The following is a 21,115-nucleotide window of genomic DNA, read 5'->3' on the forward strand; positions in this document are numbered from 1 at the left end:
CAAGAGCATGACTTTAATTACGACTACCGCTGTAGAAGCCAGCAATGCAGCGCTGGCACAAGCCGTGCGTGAAGATTACGCGGCATTGGGCCAGCAACTGGCGCGACGCAACCTCGATATCGATGTGATCAAGGCGCAGGCGGGCACGTTTGCCGTCGCCTTGCCAAGTTGGGGCGTGGGCACGGGCGGCACGCGCTTCGCCCGCTTTGCCGGCATCGGCGAACCGCGCAATGTGTTCGACAAGATCGAGGACTGCGGTGTGGTGCACCAGTTGACACGCGCCACGCCAACTGTCTCGCCGCACCTGCCGTGGGACAAAGCCACCGACTACCGCCAGCTGCGCGAACATGCGGCCAGCTTCGGCCTGGGCTTCGACTGCGTCAATTCGAACACTTTCCAGGACCAGCCGGGCCAGCCGCTTTCCTATAAATTCGGCAGCTTGAGCCACGCCGACGCGGCCACGCGCCAGCAGGCCATCGAGCACAATATCGAATGCATCGAGATCGGCAAGCAGTTGGGCTCCAAGGCGCTGACGGTGTGGGTAGGCGACGGCTCCAACTTGCCGGGCCAGAGTAATTTCACGCGCAGCTTCGAGCGTTATCTGGAAAGCTGCCGCAAAATTTATGCGGCGCTACCGGACGACTGGAACGTCTTCCTCGAACATAAAATGTTCGAGCCGGCGTTCTATTCGACCGTGCTGCAGGACTGGGGTAGCAGCTACCTGGCCGCCACCACCTTGGGCGACAAGGCGCGCTGTCTGGTCGACCTTGGCCACCACGCACCTAACGTCAACATCGAGATGATCGTTGCGCGCCTGGTGCAGTTCGGGAAACTGGCCGGCTTCCACTTCAACGACAGCAAGTACGGTGATGACGATCTGGATAGCGGCTCGATCAACCCTTACCAGCTGTTCCTGATCTTTAACGAGCTGGTTGACGCGGCATCGCGCGGTGCTGCGAACTTTGAGCCCGCCTACATGCTGGACCAGTCGCACAACGTCACCGATCCTATCGAAAGCCTGATGAACAGCGCGATGGAAGTGCAGCGTGCCTACACGCAGGCGCTGTTGGTCGATCGCAAGTCCTTGCAGCAGTTCCAGGACGGGAACGACGCCTTGTCCGCCACGCGGACCCTGAAGCTGGCCTACACCACGGATGTGTCGCCGATCCTCGCCATGCTGCGGCTGGAGCGTGGCGGCGCTATCGATCCTGTCGCCGCCTATCGTGCCGACGGCTATCGCGCACGGGTAGGCGCCCAGCGCCCGGCGGTGAAAAGCTCCGGAGGCGGCATCGTTTGAACGATATGGTGGAAGTGTATATTGTTCTCGATATCGGCAAGACGAATGTCAAGCTGACTGCCCTTGATGGCGGCGCGCAAGTGCATGCGGAAGCGCGCCGGCCCAACTCGGCGGTCAGCCTGCTGCCGTACCGGCAGCACGACGTGGAGCGCATCTGGCACTGGATGCTGGATACGCTGCGCGAGTGGGCTGGGCGCTTTGATGTGCGGGCCATTGTGCCGGTCACGCATGGTGCAACGGCGGCCCTGGTCGATGACGATGGCCTGGTACTGCCGGTGCTGGATTACGAGGTGGAGCTGCTGCATGACGCGGGCTATGAAGCAGTGCGTCCGCCGTTCTCCGCCACCTGTTCGCCAGCGTTGCCGGCCGGCCTGAATCTGGGGCGACAGCTGCACTGGCTGCAGCAAACGCAAGGCGAAAAATTCCGCCGTGCGTGCCATATCCTGATGTATCCGCAGTATTGGGCGTGGCGCCTGAGCGGTGTCGCAGCCGGGGAGTTGACCTCGCTGGGCTGTCATACCGACCTGTGGGAGCCGCATGCACGCACCTATTCGTCGGTGGTGGCGGCCATGCAGTGGAAGCGGCTGATGCCGCCGCTGCAGCCAGCCGGCGCCGTACTGGGCTGCTTGTTGCCGGAGGTGGTACAGCGCACCGGTTTGCGCGCTGACTGCCGCGTGGTGTGCGGCATCCACGATAGCAATGCATCGCTGCTGCGTCATCTGGGTGGCAGCGGAAAGATCGTCCTGTCGACCGGTACCTGGGTTATCGCTGCCGCCGTCAACGCCGCAGTGCAGTCACTGGACGAACGGCTCGACATGCTGGCAAACGTCAGCGCAAACGGTTCGCCGGTGTCCTGCATGCGTTTCATGGGTGGCCGTGAATTCGGCGTGCTGGCTGGCTTTGAAACGCAGGTGTGCAGTGAAGCTGACCTGGCGCGTGTGATCGACGGCGGCACGCTGGCTGCACCGAGCTTCGCTGCCATCGGCGGCCCATTCCCGGGACGGCTGGGGCGCATCAGCGGCCCCGAACCGCGCAACACCGCCGAGCGTTATGCGCTGGCGACCGTGTATTGCGCCCTCATGACGGACTATTGCCTCGAACACCTCGATCCCGCTGCACCGGTAGTGGTGGAGGGCAGCTTCACCGCCAATCCGTACTTCGCGCGTCTGCTGGCGGCATTGCGGCCGGGGCGCGTGGTTTCCGTCTCCGACGACGCCAGCGGCACCACCTCCGGCGGCTGGATGCTCGCTACCGGCAAGGCGCTGCCATCTGGACCGGCCGCACAAGCGGTAAGTGCATTGCAATTACCAGGGTTGGCTGCCTATGCCAAACAATGGCGCGCCATTTGCGTCGCGCCGAAGGACACCTTGTAAGGAAACCCACATGACTGTCATCACCTGCGTCGAAGACCTGCGCCTGCTGGCGCAGCGTCGCGTACCACGTATGTTCTACGATTATGCCGATTCGGGCTCATGGACTGAGTCGACCTACCGTGCCAACAGCGAAGACTTCGCGGCCATCAAGCTGCGCCAGCGCGTGGCCGTCAATCTTGAAAACCGCTCGCTGGAGTCGACAATGGTTGGACAGACCGTCAGCATGCCGGTCGCGCTGGCGCCTACCGGCCTGACCGGGATGCAGTATGCAGATGGAGAGATTCTTGCCGCACGTGCTGCAGAAAAAGCCGGCGTGCCGTTCACCTTGTCCACCTTGTCGATTTGCTCAGTCGAAGATGTGGCGGCCCATACCAGCACGCCTTTCTGGATGCAGCTCTACGTCATGAAAGACCGTGATTTCATCCATCGCCTGATCGACCGCGCCAAGGCCGCCAAGTGTGGAGCGCTGGTGCTGACACTGGACCTGCAAATCCTCGGCCAGCGCCACAAGGATATCCGTAATGGCCTGTCCGCGCCGCCCAAACTGACGCTGCCGAATATCCTCAACCTGATGACCAAGCCGCGCTGGTGCGCCGGCATGCTGGGCACCCGGCGGCGCGGTTTCGGCAATGTGGTCGGCCACGCCAAAGGCGTATCGGACATGTCGTCGCTGTCGGCGTGGACGTCGCAGCAGTTCGATCTCGCGCTGTCGTGGGACGACGTCCAATGGATCAAGGAGCGCTGGGGCGGTAAGCTGATTATCAAGGGCATCATGGACGAAGAGGATGCCCGGCAAGCGGTGGATAGCGGCGCCGATGCGCTGATCGTCTCCAACCACGGCGGCCGGCAACTGGATGGTGCTCCGTCCAGCATCACCGCCTTGCCCGGTATCGTGGATGCAGTGGGCAAGCAGATCGAGGTGCATATGGACGGCGGCGTGCGCTCCGGGCAGGACGTCATCAAGGCGCTGGCGCTCGGTGCGCGGGGCGTGTATATCGGTCGGGCCTTCCTGTATGGACTGGGTGCCGGTGGCGAACAGGGCGTCAGTACCTGCCTGGACTTGATCCGTAAGGAGCTGGACCTGACGATGGCATTCTGCGGCCTGCGCGACGTGCGCAAGGTAGACCGTTCGATCCTGCGGGGCTGACATGCTCGTCGTCGGCAACTGGAAGATGAATGGCAGCCTGACTGCCAACGCACGCCTGCTCGATGCCTTGGCGGCGGCGGGCGACAACACTTGCTCGCTGGTGGTTTGCGCACCGCACGTCTACCTGCGCGACTGTGCTGCGTTACTGGAAGGGAGCGCTGTAGCACTGGGCGCGCAGGATCTGTCACAGCATGATGCCGGTGCATACACCGGCGAAGTATCCGCCGCAATGCTGGCCGACGTGGGCTGCGGCTACGTCATCGTCGGCCACTCGGAACGCCGCACCAGCCACCACGAAAGCGATGGGCTGATTGGTGCGAAACTGCGACGCGCATGGCAGGCGAGGCTGATTCCTATCTTGTGCATCGGCGAGACGCTGGCTGAATACCAGGCCGGCGCAACCCAGGCCGTGCTGCGCACCCAGTTGCGCGGCGCGCTGGCTGCCGCAATGGCGCACGGCGCGACAGGTGAGCTGGTGGTGGCTTACGAACCGGTATGGGCCATTGGGTCCGGGCTGTCCGCCGCGCCTGAGTTGGTGCGTGAAGTGCATCAATTCCTGCGCTACGAACTGGGGCAACAGTTCCCCCGGCACGTGCCGCTGCTTTACGGCGGCAGCATCAAACCCGCCAGCGCAGCCGCGCTGCTGGCCCTGCCCAACGTCGATGGTGGCCTCGTGGGTGGCGCTGCGCTTGAAGCCCATGACTTCCTCGCCATCGCGCGGGCAGCGAAACGATCAGCCGCATGATTCTTTTGCATTAATATGTTTACGTAACATTAATGCGGAGGTATATTGCATTAACAAATATTAATAATGACCAATGCACGGAGGAGACAGCAATGGATCATCAAGAACGGCATAAGCGGGTGCTGAAACTGATCAGCGAGCGCGGTTCGGCCACCGTGCCGCAGCTGGTGGACTGGCTGGGCGTATCGATCGCCACGGTAAGGCGCGACTTGCGCCTGCTGGATGCTGCCCAGCATCTGCGCCGCACACGCGGCGGCGCGCACCGGCTGGAATCGAAAGGTGCGCCGCGCCTGAAAAGCATGTCCTTCCGTGCCAACCTGCATCTCAACGTTGAGCGCAAGCGCGGCATCGCACGACGTGCGGTTGAGATGTGCCTGGACGGCGACACGGTGCTGATCGGCGGCGGCACGACCACCTTCCACATGGTCGACTTCATGGCCTATCGCCGCATTCGCGTGATGACCAACTCGTTCGAGCTGGCGCGGCATGCATTGGCCAGCGGCGATCATGAGGTGATTCTTGCTGGTGGAAAAATCTATCCGGAGCAGGGCGTCATCCTTAGTCCGTTCGAGGGCGAGGATATGCGCTACTGCTACGCCAATCACTTGTTCATGGGCGTGCACTGCCTGTCCTCGCTGGGCATGATGGAAGCGGACCCCTTGCTGATACAGGCCGGTCATCGCCTCATGCCGCAAGCGCAGCAAGTAACTGTGCTGGCCGATTCCTCCAAGTTTGCCAACAGGGGCGGGATGTTCCTGTGCGCGCTGGAGAAGATCGCCTGTGTCATCACCGACACCTCGGCCCCGGACGCCGGCGTGCAAATGCTGGAACGCGCGGGTGTGCAGGTCCTGGTGGTGGAGCCGGAACCAACGCCACGCGCGCCGCACATTAATTAAAAGAAGTAGGGGAGTACATGAAACCAAGTCCAGAAGAAATCGCGCGTGCCAATGCATTGGAAGAGGCGAAGCGGATCAATCTGCCGGCCGGCGCACCAGTGCCGGCTTTCCTCAGCAAGGCGCAGCAGCTTATACCAGTACTACAAGAACGGCGGCTTGCCGTGCACGCGCTGGTGCAGGCAGACCCGCGCCCGGATCTGCCATTGCGCTTTGCCATGCGTAAACTGGCCGACGGTATCGAACTCGGGCAGCGCGATTGGAAAGAGGGTGACGCCTTCATCGTCGATTTTGGCGAACACATTGCCGGTTACCTGTCGTTCCGCGTGCTGCCGACCGGCAGCGTGGCCGATAGTCCGATCCGCCTTCGCCTGACGCTGGGCGAAGTGCCGACCGACGTTGCCGAACCGCTGTATCCTTATCGCGGCTGGGTCAGCGCCGCCTGGCTACCGGACGAAATAGTGACGATCGACGACCTGCCGTCTGACTTCCGCCTGCCGCGTCGACACGCCTTCCGTTACGTCAAAGTGGAGGTGCTGGCTGCGTCGCGCCGTTTCGGCCTGCGCTTTGAAGACATGACCGCGCACGCCGTCACCTCGGCCACCATGACGCCGGCGCCGCTGCCGGGAAACTATGCCGACTGGATGCGCCGGGTCGATGAAGTATCTCAGCACACCCTGCGCGACTGCCTGCAAACCTGTTTCGAGGACGGCCCGCGCCGCGACCGCCGCCTGTGGGTGGGCGACTTGCGGCTGCAGGCGCTGGCCAATTACGAAACCTTCCGCGCCAATGATGTGGTCAAGCGCTGCCTGTACTTGTTCGCGGGCTTCCCGCGTTCGGACGGTCTGGTGAACGGCTGTGTCTACGAGCGCCCGGTTCCCACCTACGCCGATACGACCACGCTGGATTACGCCGCGCTCTACTGTGTCACCTTGCAGGAATACGTCGACGCCACCGGTGACACCGAATGCGGACGTGACCTGTGGCCGGTCGCACGCAAGCAGATCGACTGCCTGCTGGTCCGACTGGACGACACCCTGATGTTCCACGACAGCGGCGAAACGTGGTGCTTCATCGACTGGGCTTTTGGTCTGGACAAGAGCGCGGCCACACACGCGGTCATTGTGTTCGCACTGCGCCGCATGGTGCAGTTGGCCGGCGCATTGGGCATGGGCGGCGAGATTGTTCACTACCAGCCTTTGATCGAAAAAATGTCCGCCGCAGCGCGCGAGCAGCTGTTTGATGCTGGCCGTGGTATCTACACCAGTGGCCCGGATCACCAGGTCTCGTGTGCTACGCAGGCATGGATGGTGATGGCCGGAATACCTGAATCCACCGAGATTGCGCAAGCCGCGCTGCGCAACGCTTTGGCCGATCCTGCGGCAATCCGTCCCATTACCCCGTACGCCTACCACTACATCGCTGAGGCCATGCTGGCCTGCGAAATGCGAAGCGAGGCCCTGGAACTGGTGCATTCGTATTGGGGCGCGATGCTCGATGCGGGGGCAGATACCTTCTGGGAAGCGTTCGACCCACAAGATCCGTTGACCTCGCCGTATGGGGACATTCATGCGAACAGCTACTGCCATGCTTGGAGCTGTTCGCCGACCTGGCTATTTCGTGCCTGCGGCCTGGGCGCGCCGGTCGATCATCAACAGGAGTTTGCATGAAAGACGTAACTATCGCGGCGACGCGGCTCAGTGATTTGCCGCGCGCCGCGTGGCGTGTCGCGATCCTGGCAGGCATGGCCTCTTACCTGGACGCCGGCGCCATCATCACCAGCGGCGGCGCGCTGGTGCTGTATAGGGAACACTTCGGCCTGACGCTGGCGCAGATCGGCCAATTGTCTGCGGTGTTGACAGGCTTGTTCGCCATCGGCGCACTGGTTGGAGGCCGTCTTGGCGACCGCTATGGACGGCGTAAGGTATTCACCGTCACCATGATCGGGCTGGCGCTGGGTACGGCCATGCTGACGTTTGCGCCAAGCGTAGCGATACTTTACGCCGGCACGGCGGTCGTCGGCTTTTGCATCGGCGCCGACCTGCCGGTATCCATGGCGATGATCGCAGAGGAAGCACCGCCCGGCTACAAGGGCCGGCTGATCGCCTTTTCGCACGTGCTGTGGATGGCGGCGATTTGCGCCGCGTTCGTAATGCAGGTACTGGTCGGTGATATGGGCGTGACCGGCGGCCGGTTCATGTGGGCGCATATATTGGTGGTGACATTGGCGGTTCTGGCGTTGCGTTCGACCTTGCCGGAGTCCGAAGAGTGGACCCGCGCCCGCGCGCAACGCGACGATATGGAACCCAGCGAAGGACTACGCCAGTTGTTCAGCCGCCGCTACATCGGCCCCTTCATTTCGCTGGCCCTGTTTTATGGCGTCTTCAACCTGGCCGCCAACACCGGCGGTCAGTTCGGCACCTTGCTGTACACCGAGCTGGCGCAAACCTCGGTGTCCGTGGCGGGCATGATCAACACCGTGCAGTTTGGCGTTTCGTTCATGTGCGCGGTGCTGTTCATGCGCACCGTGGACCTGCCTTCGCGCATGACTTGGTTCCTGCTGGGCGGCATCCTGGTCATCGCCGGGCAGGCCATGCCCGTTCTCTTTGGCGTGAACGTGGTGTCGCTGGCCGCATGGCAGATCCTGCAAGGCGTGGGCGGAGCGTTCGCTGGCGAGTCGATGTGGAAGGTGTGGAGCCAGGAGCTGTTTCCGACCCTGCTGCGTTCGACCGCGCAGGGAGCTGCCACCTTCTTCACCCGCATGCTGGCCGCAGTATCCGCGCTGGGCACACCTTACCTGATACAGAGCGGCCCATCCACGCTCTTTATCACATTGACTTTGGCGGTGACATTCACCACCGCCTTGGGTTGGCTGTATATCCGCAGGCTACCTGCGGTACATTAATCATACTAACAAGGAGCGAGACAATGAAGATCAAGCAAAGCTTGCTGCGTGGCGCTGTACTGGCGCTGTGCACGGCCGGGATGGCGCATGCGGCGGATGACGCGAGCCAGCCTTGGCGCGACGCCACCCAGCCGCCGGAAGTGCGTGCGGCCCAGCTATTGAGAGCCATGAGCATCGAGCAGAAAGTGGCGCTGGTCAGCGCCAACGATCCGGCGGAATACGCGCCGCTGGCGCCGCTCGGCATCCAGCCACTGAAACGTGTCGATGCGTCGTCCGGCCTGCGCGGCGATCGCGGCGTGACAGCGTTCCCGGTGCCGCTGCAGCTGGGCGCCAGCTTTGACACCGAACTGGCGCGCGAATACGGCAAGGCCATCGCACTGGAGGCGCGCGGCAAGGGCTGGAATGTAATTCTTGGTCCGACGGTGGACGTGGCGCGTGACGGCTTGACCGGCCGCCTGACGGAATCGTTTGGCGAAGACGCGCTGGTCAACGCGGAAATGGGCACCGCGGTTGCCGCCGCCATGCAAGGCGAGGGCGTGATCGCGATGGCCAAGCACTACACCAGCTACCACACCGAGCGCGACCGCCTGACGATGGGCGTCGAAGTATCGCAGCGCGCGCTGCATGAGGTGTACAACCTGCCGTTCTACTATCTGGTCGACAAGGCGAAAATCGGTTCGCTGATGGGCTCTTATCCGAAGGTGAACGGTAAATTCATGCTGGAGAATGCGGAACTGATTTCGCACATCAAGCAGTATGGTTTCAAGGGCTACATGGCGACCGACTTCATGGGCGGCAGCGATGGCGTGGCGCAGTTCAACGCCGGCATCGACTCGTGGTCGCTGCAGCCTTTCCTGCGCCAGCCTGCGGCGCTGCGCGACGGCCGCATCGCACCGGCGCGGCTGGATGACGCGGTACGCCGCACCTTGTGGACGCTGTTCTCGACCGGTGCATTCGATCGTCCGGTGACCGACACCCCGGAGGCGGTAGTCACCACGCCGGAACACCAGGCACTGGCGCTGAAGGTGGCGCAAGCCGGCACCGTGCTGCTGAAGAACGAGGGCGGCGTGCTGCCACTCAAGCGTAGCGGTCAGATCGCCGTCATTGGTACGGCCGGCAGGGAAACCGTCACCGGCGTGATGTGGTCCAGCTATGTCGATCCTGGCCAATTCACGCTGCCGGTCGATGCCATCGCCGCCGCAGCGCGCGGCGGCGCCAAGGTGCTGTATGCACAGGGCACGCTGGGGGATGCCGTGCTACCGTCGCTTGCTGCCGGCGGCGGCATGTTTGCAACGCCGGTGAACCTGCTCACGCCAGACGGCAAGCCGGGTTGGCAAGCGCAGTATTACAGCACCGATGATTTCAGCGGCGCCCCGGTGAAGCAGGAAATCGTGCGCGAGATCGATGTCAAAGTGGCGCCTGATCCGGCGCTGCCGGCGAAATGGTCAGCCAAGTGGAGCGCGGACCTGACGCCGATCAGCGATGGGTTGGTACGCTTGTCGACGCTGGTGAGCGGTGTGGTGAAGGTCACGGTGGACGGTAAGACGGTCATTGATGGCATGCGTTCCACCGCCGAGGGCTTCCCAGGTTCGGGGCCGTCCAACTATCCGCTGCACGGCACAGTGCAACTGGCAGCCGGCAAGAAGGTGCGGATCGAGGTTGAATACTCGGCGCGTGGCGCCTTCACCGGCAACCGCATCCAGCTTGGCTGGCAGCCTTCATCGTTGATTGCGGAAGCTGTGGCGCTGGCGCGCAAGTCGGACGTGGCAGTGGTGTTCGTGAACCAGGTCACCGGCGAAGAGATGGACCGCGACAATTACGCGCTGCCGGGCGATCAGGATGCGCTGGTTGAAGCGGTTGCTGCCGTCAATCCGAATACGGTGGTGGTGCTGAACACCGGCGGCGCGGTGAAGATGCCGTGGCTGCCGCGCGTTAAAGGCGTGGTGCAGATGTGGTATCCGGGTTCAGCAGCCGGCACCGGCATCGCCAGCGTGCTGTTTGGCGACGCTGAACCAGGCGGGCGCCTGCCGGTATCGTTTGTCGCCGACGAAAGCCAGGGCGTGCGTCCCTATCGCGGCGGCGGCACGGTGCGCTACGACGAAGGCGTGATGGTCGGCTACCGATACTTGCAGCAGCATGGTCAGGCACCGTTGTTCCCGTTCGGTTATGGCTTGTCTTACACCACCTTCAGCTATAGCGATATCGCGGTGCGCGCCGCACCGCGCGGCGATGACGCGGCACTGGTTTCGGTCCGCGTAAAGAACACCGGCGCGCGCGCCGGCTCCACCGTGGTACAGGTCTACAACGCGCAATCACCGGCAGTCAAACTGCTCGGGTATGCCCGCGTCCAGCTGGCGCAAGGCGAAGAGCGCGTGGTGACTGTGCCGGTTCAGCGCCGCCTTGTTTCGACATGGGACGAGAAGACCTCGCAGTGGATCGCGCCGAAAGGCAAAGTCACATTCAAGGTCGGCCCAAACAGTGCAGAGCTGCCGCTGACGCAAGCAGTGCTGTTCTAAAACCGGGATGCCACCGCGCCGCGCCCGTGCAGGTACTAGCCCAGCATGCCGAGATACAGCGGCGGCTGCGCCGTCAGGCCGGCATGGACGCTGCGGGTGACCTCGTCCGCAAGGAGCTCGGATTGTCCGGCTTCCAGCGCGGTGAGTGCCATTTGCGCCACCTTGCCAGGCGAGGCTTTTTCTCCTGGAACACCGCGTGCCATATCGGTGTCCATGAAGGCAACGTGCAGCGATAGCACGGCCGTGCCCTGGGCCTTCAACTCCTGCCGCATGGCGTTGCTCAACGCCCAGGCCGCGGATTTGGTCGCACTGTAGGTGCCGGTGACGCCCGGCAGTGTGGCCCAGCTGAGGGCCGAGATCACATTGATGACCGCGCTTTTAGTGCTGCGTGCCAGAGTGGGCGCGAATGCCTGCGCCATGCGCAGCGGTCCGACCGTATTCACTTCGAACTGCTGGCGCAGCGTATCGATGGAGTCGGTGCTCAGCACGGGGCCCGAGCCGCCGACCCCGGCATTGTTGATGAGCAGATTCACGTCGCCCAGTTCGCGGGCCAGCGCGTCAATCTGATCCGGGCGTGTGACGTCCAGGCGCACCGGCACGGCGCCGGCTTCTTTGATGTCCGCCGGGTTGCGTGCGGCGGCATATACCTTGGTCGCGCCGGCAGCCAGCAGGGCGCGCACGAACGCTGCGCCCAGCCCGCGGTTAGCGCCCGTAACGAGCGCGATGGAACCTTGAATTTTCATGGCGATGACTTTCTGATGAGGGTTAGGAGCGCGACGCCAGATGCAGCATCACGTAGTGTTCATAATGGCCGACGCCGTTTTTGACAATCGGGTCTTGCGCTGTGAGCGCAGCGATGTCCTCGTCATCGGCGATCTGGTAGAGCGAGACGCCGTAGCCGCCAGTCGCGTCGATGACCGGACCATGCGCGACGATCACGTTTTTAGCCAGCAGGTCGTTGAGAAAGTCGCCGTGTTGTTTCATCCACGCCAGTTCATCAGCCGACATCGTGCTGAGAAAATCCGTGCGTGGCGGGATGAATTTGCAGAGGTAGTATTTCATTTTTTAACCTTTTCATTGAGTTGTAACTGCCGGTTGCCTTCGCCGACGTAATAGCCCATATTGCCTTCGACCTTTTCAAGGCCGACGCTCTGGTACATCTTGCCGAAGACCGGCAAGCGTTGCTGCAGGCCTGGCCAGGACAGGGATTTGGTGAAGGCGCTGTACGAGGCCATGCGCTCGGCTTCATTGGGGAACGCTGTCTCGTTGATGCGCTGCTTGGTTGCCACCAGAGCGGTCTTGTCGAACGAGGCAAGGCGATGCGCCATCCGGTCTACAAAGCCGTCGAGTTCGGCGTCAGGCAGCGTACGCGTGACCCAGCCGTACTTTTCAGCCAGCTCGGCGCTGTAGTCGTCGCTGCTCAAAAATGCTTCCAGGGCGCGATCGCGGCCCGCCAGGCGCGTCAGCATATCGGTGCCGCCACCGCCGGGGAACAAGCCGATGCCCACTTCAGGCTGATCGAAGATGGCGCTCTCCCTGCTGGCGTAGCGCAGGTCGAACGCCAACGTCAGCTCGTTGCCGCCGCCCTGCGTCCTGCCGCGAATTGAGGCGATGGTGACAAACGGCGCGTTGGACAGGTTGGTGATCAATTCCACCCACAGTGGGCGGTGATCGGCGCCTTGCTGGCCTAGGAAGGCGGGAAACTGGCTGGTGTCGAAATGGTTGAAGAAATAGCCTTTCATGTCGCTCACAAAGATCACTACCTTGATCTGGTCATCCTTGCTTAACGCGGTCACGGCGTCATTCAAGGCAGCGATGGTTTCGGGAACGATGAAATTGATGGGCGCATTGAAAAAATGTACTTTGGCGATCGACGCCGACAGGCGCTCCACGCGGATCGTGCTGTGGGCCGGCGTCGGCGTGGCTGCCACCGCCACGTTCTTAGCCGGAAGGGCATCTTGTGCCCAGGCCGCGTTAAACGACAGCACGCCGGTAAAGATCGCCGTTGTGATCAGTTTTATCTGGTTCATAAACACTTTCGATGAATGTCGTGAATTTGTCTCGGTACCGATCATGGCGTCGGCGCTTGCCCGGCTGCGAGACGTTTGCCTGCCTCGGCCGCCAACAGCATCACTGTGCTGGCGGGCCGCATCATGACCATGAAATCGGTGATCTTGCCATCTTGATTGAACTCCACCAGGTCCACGCCGACCACGACGTCCGTTCCAACGCGGGCGCTAAACTCCAGCACATAGCCGGTCGCGCTGCCGAAATGCCGAAGGTAGGTAAAATCCTGCATCACGCCAAAGACGGCGCGCAGGATTGCGACCATCGTGTCCTTGCCATGGTAAGGTTCAATCGCCGCCGGGTTGCGGAACACAACGTCCTCGGTCAACAGGGCAGGAAGGCTGTCCCAATCGGACGCGGCAACAATGCGGTGCCACTCAGCCAGCCCACTCTGGGCCGCCGGATGGGGGATGCCGGTTTGGATGCTGATGGCGGACTGTGAATCAAGGTAACTCATTTTTAACTCTCCATTAAACTGACGGCTTATCGGCGGCACTGCTCAGCAACTACGCTGCCGTCTTGACGCTCTTGAGAATCGCACCCTCGAACATTTTTGGGGCATAGCTCTGCAAGAACAGAATCATTCCGGTCATCTTGCCCACCGGGTTGCTGAACTTGGGCTCTTTAGTCTCGATGATCTTGCTGATGGTGCTGATGACCGCATCGGGCGCTTCGGCCTCGTCGATGCCTTTCTGGGTTGCCGCACGCACCTGTTTGCGGTAGGCGTCGTAGTCGGCAATGTTGCCACCTGTCGACGAGACCGAGTTTTCCGCCAGGTTGGTCTTGAACCAGACCGGCTCCACCATGCTGACCATGATGTTGAAGTCGTTCAGCTCAAAACGCAGCGCCTTGAAATAGCCCTCCACCGCGTGCTTGGACGCCGAGTAATAGGACAGGTTTGGCGGGCCGATCAGGCCGACGATTGAACTGACCGTGATGATCTGGCCACTTTTCTGTTTGCGGAAGTGGGGCAGCAAGGCGTTGGTCATTTTCACCGTGCCCCAGAAGTTGGTTTCGAACTGCTGGCGCCCCACTTCAATCGGCGTTTCTTCGGCAATCCCGGTGACCATGTAGCCGGCATTGTTGATCAGGACGTCAAGGTGGCGGATATGCGTGAACAACTCGTGCGTGAACGACGCGATCGACGCGTCATCGTCAAGATCGAGACGCAGCAACTTGAACGGCATGCTTTTCGCATATTTCTCCGGCTGGCGCGACGTGCCGATCACCGTGTAGCCTTCGTGATGCAGTTTATTCGCAAGCAGCAAACCGAAGCCGGATGAGGCGCCGGTGATTAAGACTGTTTTTTTCATTGTGTTACCTCGCATTGGTTGATGAAGTGGCCGGCGATTGCGGTTGCCGATGGGCTGGAGGTGCTGCATTTTCGCCTGACCGTTACCGCCACTTTGCCTGCAATTCACGCCACCTTCACTAGCCGAACGCGCCAATTTAAACGCGAAACGCGCCAATCCAACTCCCGTCGAATTGGCGCGTTCTGCTGTTGTGCTGGCGTATTCTGCGAGCTAAAATCAACCCGTGAATACTAAAAACATCGTTACCTCCGCCGGGGCCCAGTCCCGGGCACTCGACTATGCAATCTGGCCAGGCTGGCGCCTCCTGATGCAGGACGCCGGGATAGCAGCCTCGCCCGTGTTGCGGCGCGCGCAGCTTCCGGGAGATTTATTCGCGCGCCAAAACGTGCGACTGGACCCGGTCAGTTTCTTTAAACTTTGGACGGCGATCGACGCTGAGGCCAGATCCATTGATTCTGCATTGCCCGCATCGCTACAGATCGCCAAGGTCATGTCGTCCGACTGGTTCGACCCCGAACTATTTGCCGCGCTGTGCAGCGCGAATCTGGCCGGCGCGCTCGAACGGATTGCCAAATACGTCAAGTTGATCGCGCCGATGATTATCAAGATCGATCGCAGCGCCGCTCATACCACCGTGACGGTCGATTTCATGGACCACACCGTGCCACCACCAGCGGTATTCCTCGCATTCAAACTGGTGTTTTTCGTTCAACTCGCAAGGCTGGCTACTCGCAGCCATGTGCAGCCTGCGCGCGTGAGCTTGCCGTGGGCCGAAGATGAGAGCCGTCATGCGCTGGCGTACCAGGACTATTTTGGCATTGCCGTTACCGACGCACCGCTGGCAACACTGGTGTTTTCGAATGACGATATGGAGCGGCCGTTCCTGACCGAAAATCATAAAATGTGGTTGTTTTTCGAACCCGCGTTACGCCAGCGCTTGGCGGACCTGGACAAGACGGCAAGCATGGTGGAGCGGGTGCGTGGTGCATTGCTGGAAGCCATACCTGCTGGTGAGGTATCGATGCAATCGGTGAGTCGAAAGCTTGCGGTCAGCGTCCGCACACTCCAGCGCCGGCTGCAAGATGAGGGTACCAGCTTCCAGCAGACTTTGGATACGCTACGACAGTCCCTTGCCCAGCACTATTTGCGCAATACAGAAATGTCGAGCGCTGAAATCTCTTTTCTGTTGGGCTTTGAAGACTCTAACTCGTTTGCAAGAGCATTCCAATCCTGGACAGGCAAGACTCCACAAACTGTACGGCTTCAAGGTCAAGGGTGAATGCCACGACCATTTTAGCCACTTCTGAGCCATAATTTAGGCAAATGAGAAATCAGGTGTTGATTTGCTGAGATGGGCCCGACACCACCGAATCGGATCAAACTAACGTTTCATCCAAGCATGGCCATGCACGCTAACCGCGCGGGACGGGTGCTGGCCATCGCGGTGGACGCCGCCGGTCAACTGCGTCTGTAAATCAATCAGTTTTTTCAGAAAACCAATTTCCTGTTGACTATTCACTAGAGATTACCTATGATTTCCCCAAAATGACAACGTTGGACATTTTGGTTTTACCAAGCATTCCAATTGAAATCGCAGTTGAGGAGACGGTGTGGCAACGATTCACGATGTGGCCGAGCAGGCCGGTGTGTCAATCAAGACGGTATCGCGCGTGCTGAATGGTGGCACCGAAGTATCGCAGAAGACCCGGGACAGGATTGAGCAGGCGATGCGGACGCTGGAATTCACGCCGTCGGCAGCGGCGCGCATGCTGCGCGGCCGCCCGACCGGACTGGTGGCCGTGATTGCCGAAAAACTGACCACCACGCCGGATTCTTCCGAAATCATCAAGGGCATCCAGCAAGTATGTGAGGAAATGGGCAAGGTCCTGCTGATCGGCGAGACCGGCGGCCATGCCGGCATTGCCGACCGCCTGGTGGCTGATATGCGGGAACGCCGCGTCGAGGCGATCCTGTTTGCGACACCGTTCCACCGCCAGGTGGTGCTCGACGCCCAGCTCGGCAGCACGCCCACCGCACTGGCCAATTGCTACGAGGCCGATGGCCGCTATATGCAAGTGGTGCCGGACGACGAGCGCGGCGGCTACGCGGCGGCGCAGATCGTGCTGCAAGCCGGACACCGCAAGATCGCCTTCCTGCAGCTGATCCCCGGCATGGTAGCAACCGGGCTGCGCCTGCGCGGTTTCGAGCAAGCCATGCGCGAACACGGCGTGACGCCGAATCCGGCCTGGCTGATCCATGGCGCTGAGGCTGGCGCCGCCGATGAATTCTCCCACTTGTCCGACGCGGTCGACCGCCTGTTTGCCAGCGCCGACCGGCCGACCGCCATCCTGTGCGGTAACGACAAGATGGCAATGCGCGTCATCTTCATCCTGCAACGGCGAGGCATGCGTGTGCCGTCCGACGTATCCATTGTTGGCTTCGATGATTTCCGGTTGATTTCCGAAGCACTTGATCCCGGCCTGACCACGGTCGCCTTGCCGTACCGCGAGATTGGCGAGATCAGCGGCCGCTACGTGCTCGGATCAGACGAGCAGCTGCCTGGCACGGTGCGCGTGCCTTGCGTGCCGGTGATGCGTGGCACGGTTGCCGCACCACCACCCAAGGCCGCGCCATGAAGCGCGCCATGATCGCCATGCTGGCCGCGCTGGCCGGCCCGGTGCTTGCCGCACCGGTGGAAATCAAGCTCTGGCGCCACGACACCGGTGACCTCGACATGGCCGCCGGCGGTGCTGCCGTTGACCGTTTCAACCGCGCGCAAACCCAATGGAAGGTGGTGGTTGAAGCGATTCCGCAGGGCTCCTACACCGAGTCGATCACCGCCGCTTCGATGGTTGGTCAACTGCCGTGCATCATCGCGCTGGACCAGCCGACCGTGCCGAACTTTGCCTGGGCCGGCCATATCCGCCCGCTGGAAAAACTGTTGCCGGCGCCAGCGCTGGCGCAGTTGCTGGAAGGCGGGCGCGGGATGTACAAGGGACAGATTTACAGCGTCGGCCAGCTCGACGTGGTGCTGGCATTGTTTGCGCGCCGCTCGCAACTGGCAGCGCTTGGCATCCGCGTGGCGACCATGGAGCAGCCCTACACGGCGGAAGAATTCCACGCGCTGCTGGCCGCCGCCAGGCAAAGCGGCCGCTATCGCTTTCCGCTGGACCTGAACGGCCGCTTCAAGGGCGAATGGTATAGCTACGCCTTCTCGCCGTGGCTGCAAAGCGCCGGCAGCGACCTGATAGACCGCGCCAACTACCTGCGTGTGGACGGCGTGTTGAATAACGACTCGGCGGTCGCCGTCGGCCGCTACTATGGCAAGCTGTTCAAGGAAAAACTGGCGGAGCGCCATCCTGCCGACGACAAGGCGTTCGAGCAGGGACGGGCGCTGCTGCATTACACCGGCTCGTGGAAAGCCCGCGATTACACCGAACTGTTCGGCGACGACCTGGTGGTAATGCCGCCGCCGGATTTCGGCCATGGTCCGAAAATCGGCGCCGCATCGTGGCAGTGGGGCATTACGCGCAGCTGTCGCCAGCCGGAGGGCGCGGCGGCTTTTCTCGCGCATTTGATTTCACCTTCAGAAATTGCCGCGGCATCGCGCCTGACCGGGCTGGTGCCGGTCAGCGTGGAGGGCGCGGCACGGACCGAGCATTACAGGCCCGGCGGCGACTGGCGTACTTACTTTGACTACGCCCAGCGCTACGCTGTTGCGCGGCCAGCGACACCGGCTTATCCAGCGCTGTCCTCGACCTTTGAAAAGGCGATGGCAGACATCCGCAGTGGCAAGGACGCGGCCGAGGCACTTGACGAAGCAGTCGAGGCGATCGAACACAATATCGCGCGCAACAACGGCTACGGCTACGGTGCGCGCCAGGCGGGAGGCGGTTTATGAACATCAAACTTGGACAAGATCATCCGTTTGCCGTCGCGCTGTTCGCTTCGCCGGCCATGCTGTTGTTTGCACTGTTTGTCGCGCTGCCGATGCTGCTGGCCGCCGGCGCGACCCTGACTAACCATCGCCTGATGTCGCCGGAGCCGACGCAGTTCATCGGCCTCGACAACTACCGTCGCTTGCTGGCCCTGGACGTGGCCGTGATCGAGCCGCTGCGCAACGCCAGCGGTCAGGTGGTACGGGACGAGGACGGCGTGCGCTACCCAACCTGGCGTCAGGTGCGCCGCCAGCATCCTGAACTGGGCAGCTACCGCGAAGCGTTTCATCTCGATCTCGGCGAGCGCCGCGTGGTACTGGCCGCCAGCGATCCGCTGTTTTACCGCTCGCTGATCAACACCTTCCTGTTTGCCTTGTTGGTGCTGCCGCTGCAGTGCGGCGTTGCGCTCGGACTGGCGCTGCTGGTGAATCAGAAAATCCGTGGCCGCATTTTTTTCCGCACGGTGTATTTCGCACCAGTGGTGACCTCGATGGTGGTGGCCTCCATCGTCTGGGCCTTCATGCTGAACACTGACCGTGGCATGCTCAATGAGCTGTTGCGCAACCTGTGGCACGATCCTAACGCCGGCCCGGACTGGCTGGGCGACAGCCACTATGCCTTGCCCGCCATCGCGCTGATGTCGGCATGGCAGGGAGCGGGCTTCCAGATGCTGGTGTTCCTGGCCGGCCTGCAATCGATCTCGCCCGAACTGTACGAGGCGGCCAAGCTGATGGGGGCGAATAGCTGGCAGCGCTTCATTCATGTCACGCTGCCGGGCTTGCGCAACACCATCGTGTTTGTGCTGGTGTCGACCACCTTGCTGGCCTTCGGCCTGTTCACGCAGGTCGATGTCATGACCTCGGGTGGCCCGCTCGATTCCACCTCCACCGTGGTGTACCACGCCGTCCGCAGCGGCTTCAAGGAGCAGGATGTCGGCTACGGATCGACCATCACGCTGGTGTTCTTTATGATCGTACTGGGCTTGTCGCTAGTGCAGCGCATGCTGGTGGCGAAAGGAGAAAAATAATGACGACGACCTTGCGCCAACGCCTGCGTGACCTCGCGCTGTTCATCGCCATGAGCGCCATCGGCATGGTGTTTATTGCGCCGCTGCTGTTCATGTTCATCTCATCGTTCAAAAGCGATGGGGCGATTTTTGCCAACCTGGACAGCTGGTCGGCTTACCTGCCATCGGCTGACTGGTCGATGCGCAACTACACGGCGGTGTTTGAGAAAAGCGACTTGCCGGCCTTCCTGCTGAACTCGACGCTGATCGCCACCCTGATCGTGATCGGCGGCGTGCTGGTCAACAGCATGCTGGCGTTCTCCATCGCCCGCATGCGCTGGCGCGGCCGCAACCTGCTACTGGCGCTGGTGGTGGCGCTGGTGATCGTGCCCTTTGAAGTGATCGCCATTCCACTACTGTCGCTGGTGGCGCGCCTGCCGTGGCCGGCCATTGAGCACGGCCAGCTGGTGCTGCACACCGGCTGGTTCAACAGCCTGCACGTGCAAGTGATTCCCTTCCTGGCCAATGCGTTTTGCGTATTCCTGTTCTACCAGTTCTTCCGCGATATCCCGCCCGAACTGGACGAGGCCGCGAAGATGGATGGCGCCGGGCCGTGGACGGTATACGCCCGCATCATCATGCCCAACAGCGGACCGGTGATCGCCACTGCCGCCATCGTGCTGTTCATCTCGGCATGGAATCAATATCTGTGGCCGATCATGGTGATCCAGGGAGAAGCATTCCGCCCGGTGCAGCCCGGCATCCAGCAATTTTTTGGACGCACCAACTCGTGGGGCCAGATCATGGCCTACGCCTCGGTGATTACTTTACCCGTGCTCGCGGTGTTCCTGGCTTTCCAGCGGCAGTTTGTCGCCTCGGTGGCGGGCGCCGGCGTCAAGGGCTAACTTTGGAAGCAACATGACACTTCACATCAGCGACAAATTCATCTGGGACTTCTGGCACTACGAGGAGGCCGGCCTGCATCATTTGTACTTCCTGCAGGCAGACCGTGCCATCGGTAATCCCGACCTGCGCCACTGGAATGTCTCGTTTGGCCACGCGGTCTCGACTGACTTGCGAGCGTGGACTCCGCTGGGCACTGTATTCCAGCCGTCGGCGGAACCGGCGTGGGACGATTACACCACCTGGACCGGCTCCATCATCAAGGCCGAGGGCAGCTACCACCTGTTCTACACCGGCACCAGCCGCGCTGAAAACGGTATGCGCCAGCGCATCGGCCATGCCGTATCGGATAGCCTGAACGGCCCATGGGCCCGCGTCGGCAGCGGCCTGGCGCTGGATCTGGACGAGCGTTTTTACGAAGAATTCGCGGAAGGGCGCTGGCACGACCGCGCACTGCGCGACCCGTGGGTGCTGCCGGAAAAAATCGACGGCATGTATCACATGTTTTACACCGCGCGCCGCAACGATGGGCCGAAATATGAGCGCGGCGTGATCGGCCATGCAGTGTCGGCCGATTTGGTGCACTGGGAAGCCACCGCGCCGGTATATGAGGGCGGCCACTACGGCCAGCTGGAAGTGCCGCAGATCTTCGAGCGTGATGGCCGCTGGTACTGCGTATTCTGCAACGTCGCAGCGCACTGGTCGGATGCGATGCGGGCTGCGCATGACGGCGGTGTGTCCGGCACCCACTATCTGGTGGCCGACAATCCACTCGGTCCGTGGCAGCCTGCACCCGGCTTCCTCGATGGCGATGCGCCGTGCCGCCGCTACGCCGGTAAAATCCTGCGCGATCCGCTGACCGGAAAAGACAGCCTGCTGGCATTTGAAGACAGCGGTGCGGATGGCCAGTTTGTCGGCCGCATCGGTGATCCGATTCCTCTGCGCCTGGAGGACGGCCTGTACCAGTTGGATGTATCGCCAGCTGTAAAATGACAACGATGGACAACATCGG

General features: G+C 61.8%; 19 protein-coding genes. 14 read left to right on the top strand and 5 right to left on the bottom strand.

Going from position 1 to position 21,115, the window contains the following annotated elements; genetic code table 11:
• Positions 1-7: 7 nt before the first annotated feature.
• The 8 genes from rhaI to ABWW33_RS00325 all read left to right on the top strand — a co-directional run bounded on the left by rhaI (position 8) and on the right by ABWW33_RS00325 (position 10,876).
• On the top strand, positions 8-1,297 hold the full coding sequence (rhaI, locus tag ABWW33_RS00290; RefSeq protein ID WP_353397559.1) for an L-rhamnose catabolism isomerase: 1,290 nt from the start codon (positions 8-10) through the stop codon (positions 1,295-1,297).
• Positions 1,298-1,302: 5 nt separating this feature from the next.
• Complete coding sequence (locus ABWW33_RS00295) at positions 1,303-2,670, top strand: FGGY-family carbohydrate kinase (RefSeq protein ID WP_353399186.1); 1,368 nt, start codon at positions 1,303-1,305, stop codon at positions 2,668-2,670.
• Positions 2,671-2,680: 10 nt separating this feature from the next.
• Entirely contained in the window at positions 2,681-3,817 is a 1,137-nt protein-coding gene (locus tag ABWW33_RS00300; RefSeq protein WP_353397562.1) for an alpha-hydroxy acid oxidase, read from the top strand.
• A 1-nt stretch (position 3,818) separates the two neighbouring features.
• Positions 3,819-4,562 (top strand): triose-phosphate isomerase, encoded by a 744-nt coding sequence (tpiA, locus tag ABWW33_RS00305; protein ID WP_353397565.1) that lies wholly within the window; start codon positions 3,819-3,821, stop codon positions 4,560-4,562.
• A gap of 92 nt (positions 4,563-4,654) precedes the next feature.
• Positions 4,655-5,458: a DeoR/GlpR family DNA-binding transcription regulator gene (locus tag ABWW33_RS00310; protein WP_353397568.1), complete on the top strand. Its 804-nt coding sequence runs from the start codon at positions 4,655-4,657 to the stop codon at positions 5,456-5,458.
• A gap of 17 nt (positions 5,459-5,475) precedes the next feature.
• Positions 5,476-7,125, top strand: a complete 1,650-nt coding sequence (locus ABWW33_RS00315) for an alpha-L-rhamnosidase-related protein (protein WP_353397570.1) — start codon at positions 5,476-5,478, stop codon at positions 7,123-7,125.
• A complete protein-coding gene (locus tag ABWW33_RS00320; RefSeq protein ID WP_353397573.1) occupies positions 7,122-8,360 on the top strand; it encodes an MFS transporter in 1,239 nt (412 codons plus the stop codon). The genes ABWW33_RS00315 and ABWW33_RS00320 overlap by 4 nt, the downstream gene beginning before the upstream one ends.
• 23 nt (positions 8,361-8,383) lie before the next feature.
• Positions 8,384-10,876 (top strand): beta-glucosidase, encoded by a 2,493-nt coding sequence (locus ABWW33_RS00325; protein ID WP_353397576.1) that lies wholly within the window; start codon positions 8,384-8,386, stop codon positions 10,874-10,876.
• A gap of 35 nt (positions 10,877-10,911) precedes the next feature.
• On the opposite strand, the gene ABWW33_RS00330 is transcribed toward ABWW33_RS00325, so the two are convergent.
• The 5 genes from ABWW33_RS00330 to ABWW33_RS00350 are packed head-to-tail and all read right to left on the bottom strand — an operon-like array spanning position 10,912 to position 14,256.
• On the bottom strand, positions 10,912-11,619 hold the full coding sequence (locus ABWW33_RS00330; protein WP_353397579.1) for an SDR family oxidoreductase: 708 nt from the start codon (positions 11,617-11,619) through the stop codon (positions 10,912-10,914).
• 22 nt (positions 11,620-11,641) lie between these two features.
• Positions 11,642-11,938 (bottom strand): YciI family protein, encoded by a 297-nt coding sequence (locus ABWW33_RS00335; protein WP_353397582.1) that lies wholly within the window; start codon positions 11,936-11,938, stop codon positions 11,642-11,644.
• Entirely contained in the window at positions 11,935-12,951 is a 1,017-nt protein-coding gene (locus ABWW33_RS00340) for an enoyl-CoA hydratase/isomerase family protein (RefSeq protein ID WP_353397585.1), read from the bottom strand. The genes ABWW33_RS00335 and ABWW33_RS00340 overlap by 4 nt, the downstream gene beginning before the upstream one ends.
• Complete coding sequence (locus ABWW33_RS00345) at positions 12,948-13,400, bottom strand: nuclear transport factor 2 family protein (RefSeq protein WP_353397588.1); 453 nt, start codon at positions 13,398-13,400, stop codon at positions 12,948-12,950. Before ABWW33_RS00345 ends, ABWW33_RS00340 begins: the two co-directional genes overlap by 4 nt.
• 49 nt (positions 13,401-13,449) lie before the next feature.
• Positions 13,450-14,256: an SDR family NAD(P)-dependent oxidoreductase gene (locus ABWW33_RS00350; RefSeq protein ID WP_353397591.1), complete on the bottom strand. Its 807-nt coding sequence runs from the start codon at positions 14,254-14,256 to the stop codon at positions 13,450-13,452.
• A 223-nt stretch (positions 14,257-14,479) separates the two neighbouring features.
• Here ABWW33_RS00350 and ABWW33_RS00355 point away from each other — a divergent pair, with 223 nt between their 5' ends.
• From ABWW33_RS00355 to ABWW33_RS00380, 6 genes are all read left to right on the top strand, one after another.
• Positions 14,480-15,535: an AraC family transcriptional regulator gene (locus ABWW33_RS00355; RefSeq protein ID WP_353397594.1), complete on the top strand. Its 1,056-nt coding sequence runs from the start codon at positions 14,480-14,482 to the stop codon at positions 15,533-15,535.
• A 331-nt stretch (positions 15,536-15,866) separates the two neighbouring features.
• Positions 15,867-16,892, top strand: coding sequence for a LacI family DNA-binding transcriptional regulator (locus ABWW33_RS00360; protein ID WP_161050954.1), 1,026 nt, complete (start codon positions 15,867-15,869; stop codon positions 16,890-16,892).
• Positions 16,889-18,157 (top strand): sugar ABC transporter substrate-binding protein, encoded by a 1,269-nt coding sequence (locus ABWW33_RS00365; protein ID WP_353397598.1) that lies wholly within the window; start codon positions 16,889-16,891, stop codon positions 18,155-18,157. Before ABWW33_RS00360 ends, ABWW33_RS00365 begins: the two co-directional genes overlap by 4 nt.
• The gene (locus ABWW33_RS00370) at positions 18,154-19,221 is read left to right on the top strand and encodes a carbohydrate ABC transporter permease (protein WP_353397601.1); all 1,068 of its coding nucleotides are present in this window, start codon (positions 18,154-18,156) and stop codon (positions 19,219-19,221) included. Before ABWW33_RS00365 ends, ABWW33_RS00370 begins: the two co-directional genes overlap by 4 nt.
• On the top strand, positions 19,221-20,105 hold the full coding sequence (locus ABWW33_RS00375; RefSeq protein ID WP_353397604.1) for a carbohydrate ABC transporter permease: 885 nt from the start codon (positions 19,221-19,223) through the stop codon (positions 20,103-20,105). Before ABWW33_RS00370 ends, ABWW33_RS00375 begins: the two co-directional genes overlap by 1 nt.
• Before the next feature lie 13 nt (positions 20,106-20,118).
• Positions 20,119-21,096 (top strand): family 43 glycosylhydrolase, encoded by a 978-nt coding sequence (locus tag ABWW33_RS00380; RefSeq protein WP_353397607.1) that lies wholly within the window; start codon positions 20,119-20,121, stop codon positions 21,094-21,096.
• The last annotated feature ends 19 nt before the right edge of the window (positions 21,097-21,115 follow it).

Origin of the sequence: Duganella hordei, from assembly GCF_040369125.1 — a bacterium.
Lineage (GTDB): Bacteria > Pseudomonadota > Gammaproteobacteria > Burkholderiales > Burkholderiaceae_D > Rugamonas > Rugamonas hordei.

Coding starts and splice junctions, on each gene's coding strand:
- tpiA (WP_353397565.1), top strand. CDS start 3,819: ATGCTCGTCGTCGGCAACTGGAAGATGAATGGCAGCCTGACTGCCAAC.
- ABWW33_RS00315 (WP_353397570.1), top strand. CDS start 5,476: ATGAAACCAAGTCCAGAAGAAATCGCGCGTGCCAATGCATTGGAAGAG.
- ABWW33_RS00380 (WP_353397607.1), top strand. CDS start 20,119: ATGACACTTCACATCAGCGACAAATTCATCTGGGACTTCTGGCACTAC.
- ABWW33_RS00325 (WP_353397576.1), top strand. CDS start 8,384: ATGAAGATCAAGCAAAGCTTGCTGCGTGGCGCTGTACTGGCGCTGTGC.
- ABWW33_RS00320 (WP_353397573.1), top strand. CDS start 7,122: ATGAAAGACGTAACTATCGCGGCGACGCGGCTCAGTGATTTGCCGCGC.
- ABWW33_RS00350 (WP_353397591.1), bottom strand. CDS start 14,256: ATGAAAAAAACAGTCTTAATCACCGGCGCCTCATCCGGCTTCGGTTTG.
- ABWW33_RS00335 (WP_353397582.1), bottom strand. CDS start 11,938: ATGAAATACTACCTCTGCAAATTCATCCCGCCACGCACGGATTTTCTC.
- ABWW33_RS00300 (WP_353397562.1), top strand. CDS start 2,681: ATGACTGTCATCACCTGCGTCGAAGACCTGCGCCTGCTGGCGCAGCGT.
- rhaI (WP_353397559.1), top strand. CDS start 8: ATGACTTTAATTACGACTACCGCTGTAGAAGCCAGCAATGCAGCGCTG.
- ABWW33_RS00375 (WP_353397604.1), top strand. CDS start 19,221: ATGACGACGACCTTGCGCCAACGCCTGCGTGACCTCGCGCTGTTCATC.
- ABWW33_RS00330 (WP_353397579.1), bottom strand. CDS start 11,619: ATGAAAATTCAAGGTTCCATCGCGCTCGTTACGGGCGCTAACCGCGGG.
- ABWW33_RS00310 (WP_353397568.1), top strand. CDS start 4,655: ATGGATCATCAAGAACGGCATAAGCGGGTGCTGAAACTGATCAGCGAG.
- ABWW33_RS00365 (WP_353397598.1), top strand. CDS start 16,889: ATGAAGCGCGCCATGATCGCCATGCTGGCCGCGCTGGCCGGCCCGGTG.
- ABWW33_RS00345 (WP_353397588.1), bottom strand. CDS start 13,400: ATGAGTTACCTTGATTCACAGTCCGCCATCAGCATCCAAACCGGCATC.
- ABWW33_RS00370 (WP_353397601.1), top strand. CDS start 18,154: ATGAACATCAAACTTGGACAAGATCATCCGTTTGCCGTCGCGCTGTTC.
- ABWW33_RS00295 (WP_353399186.1), top strand. CDS start 1,303: ATGGTGGAAGTGTATATTGTTCTCGATATCGGCAAGACGAATGTCAAG.
- ABWW33_RS00340 (WP_353397585.1), bottom strand. CDS start 12,951: ATGATCGGTACCGAGACAAATTCACGACATTCATCGAAAGTGTTTATG.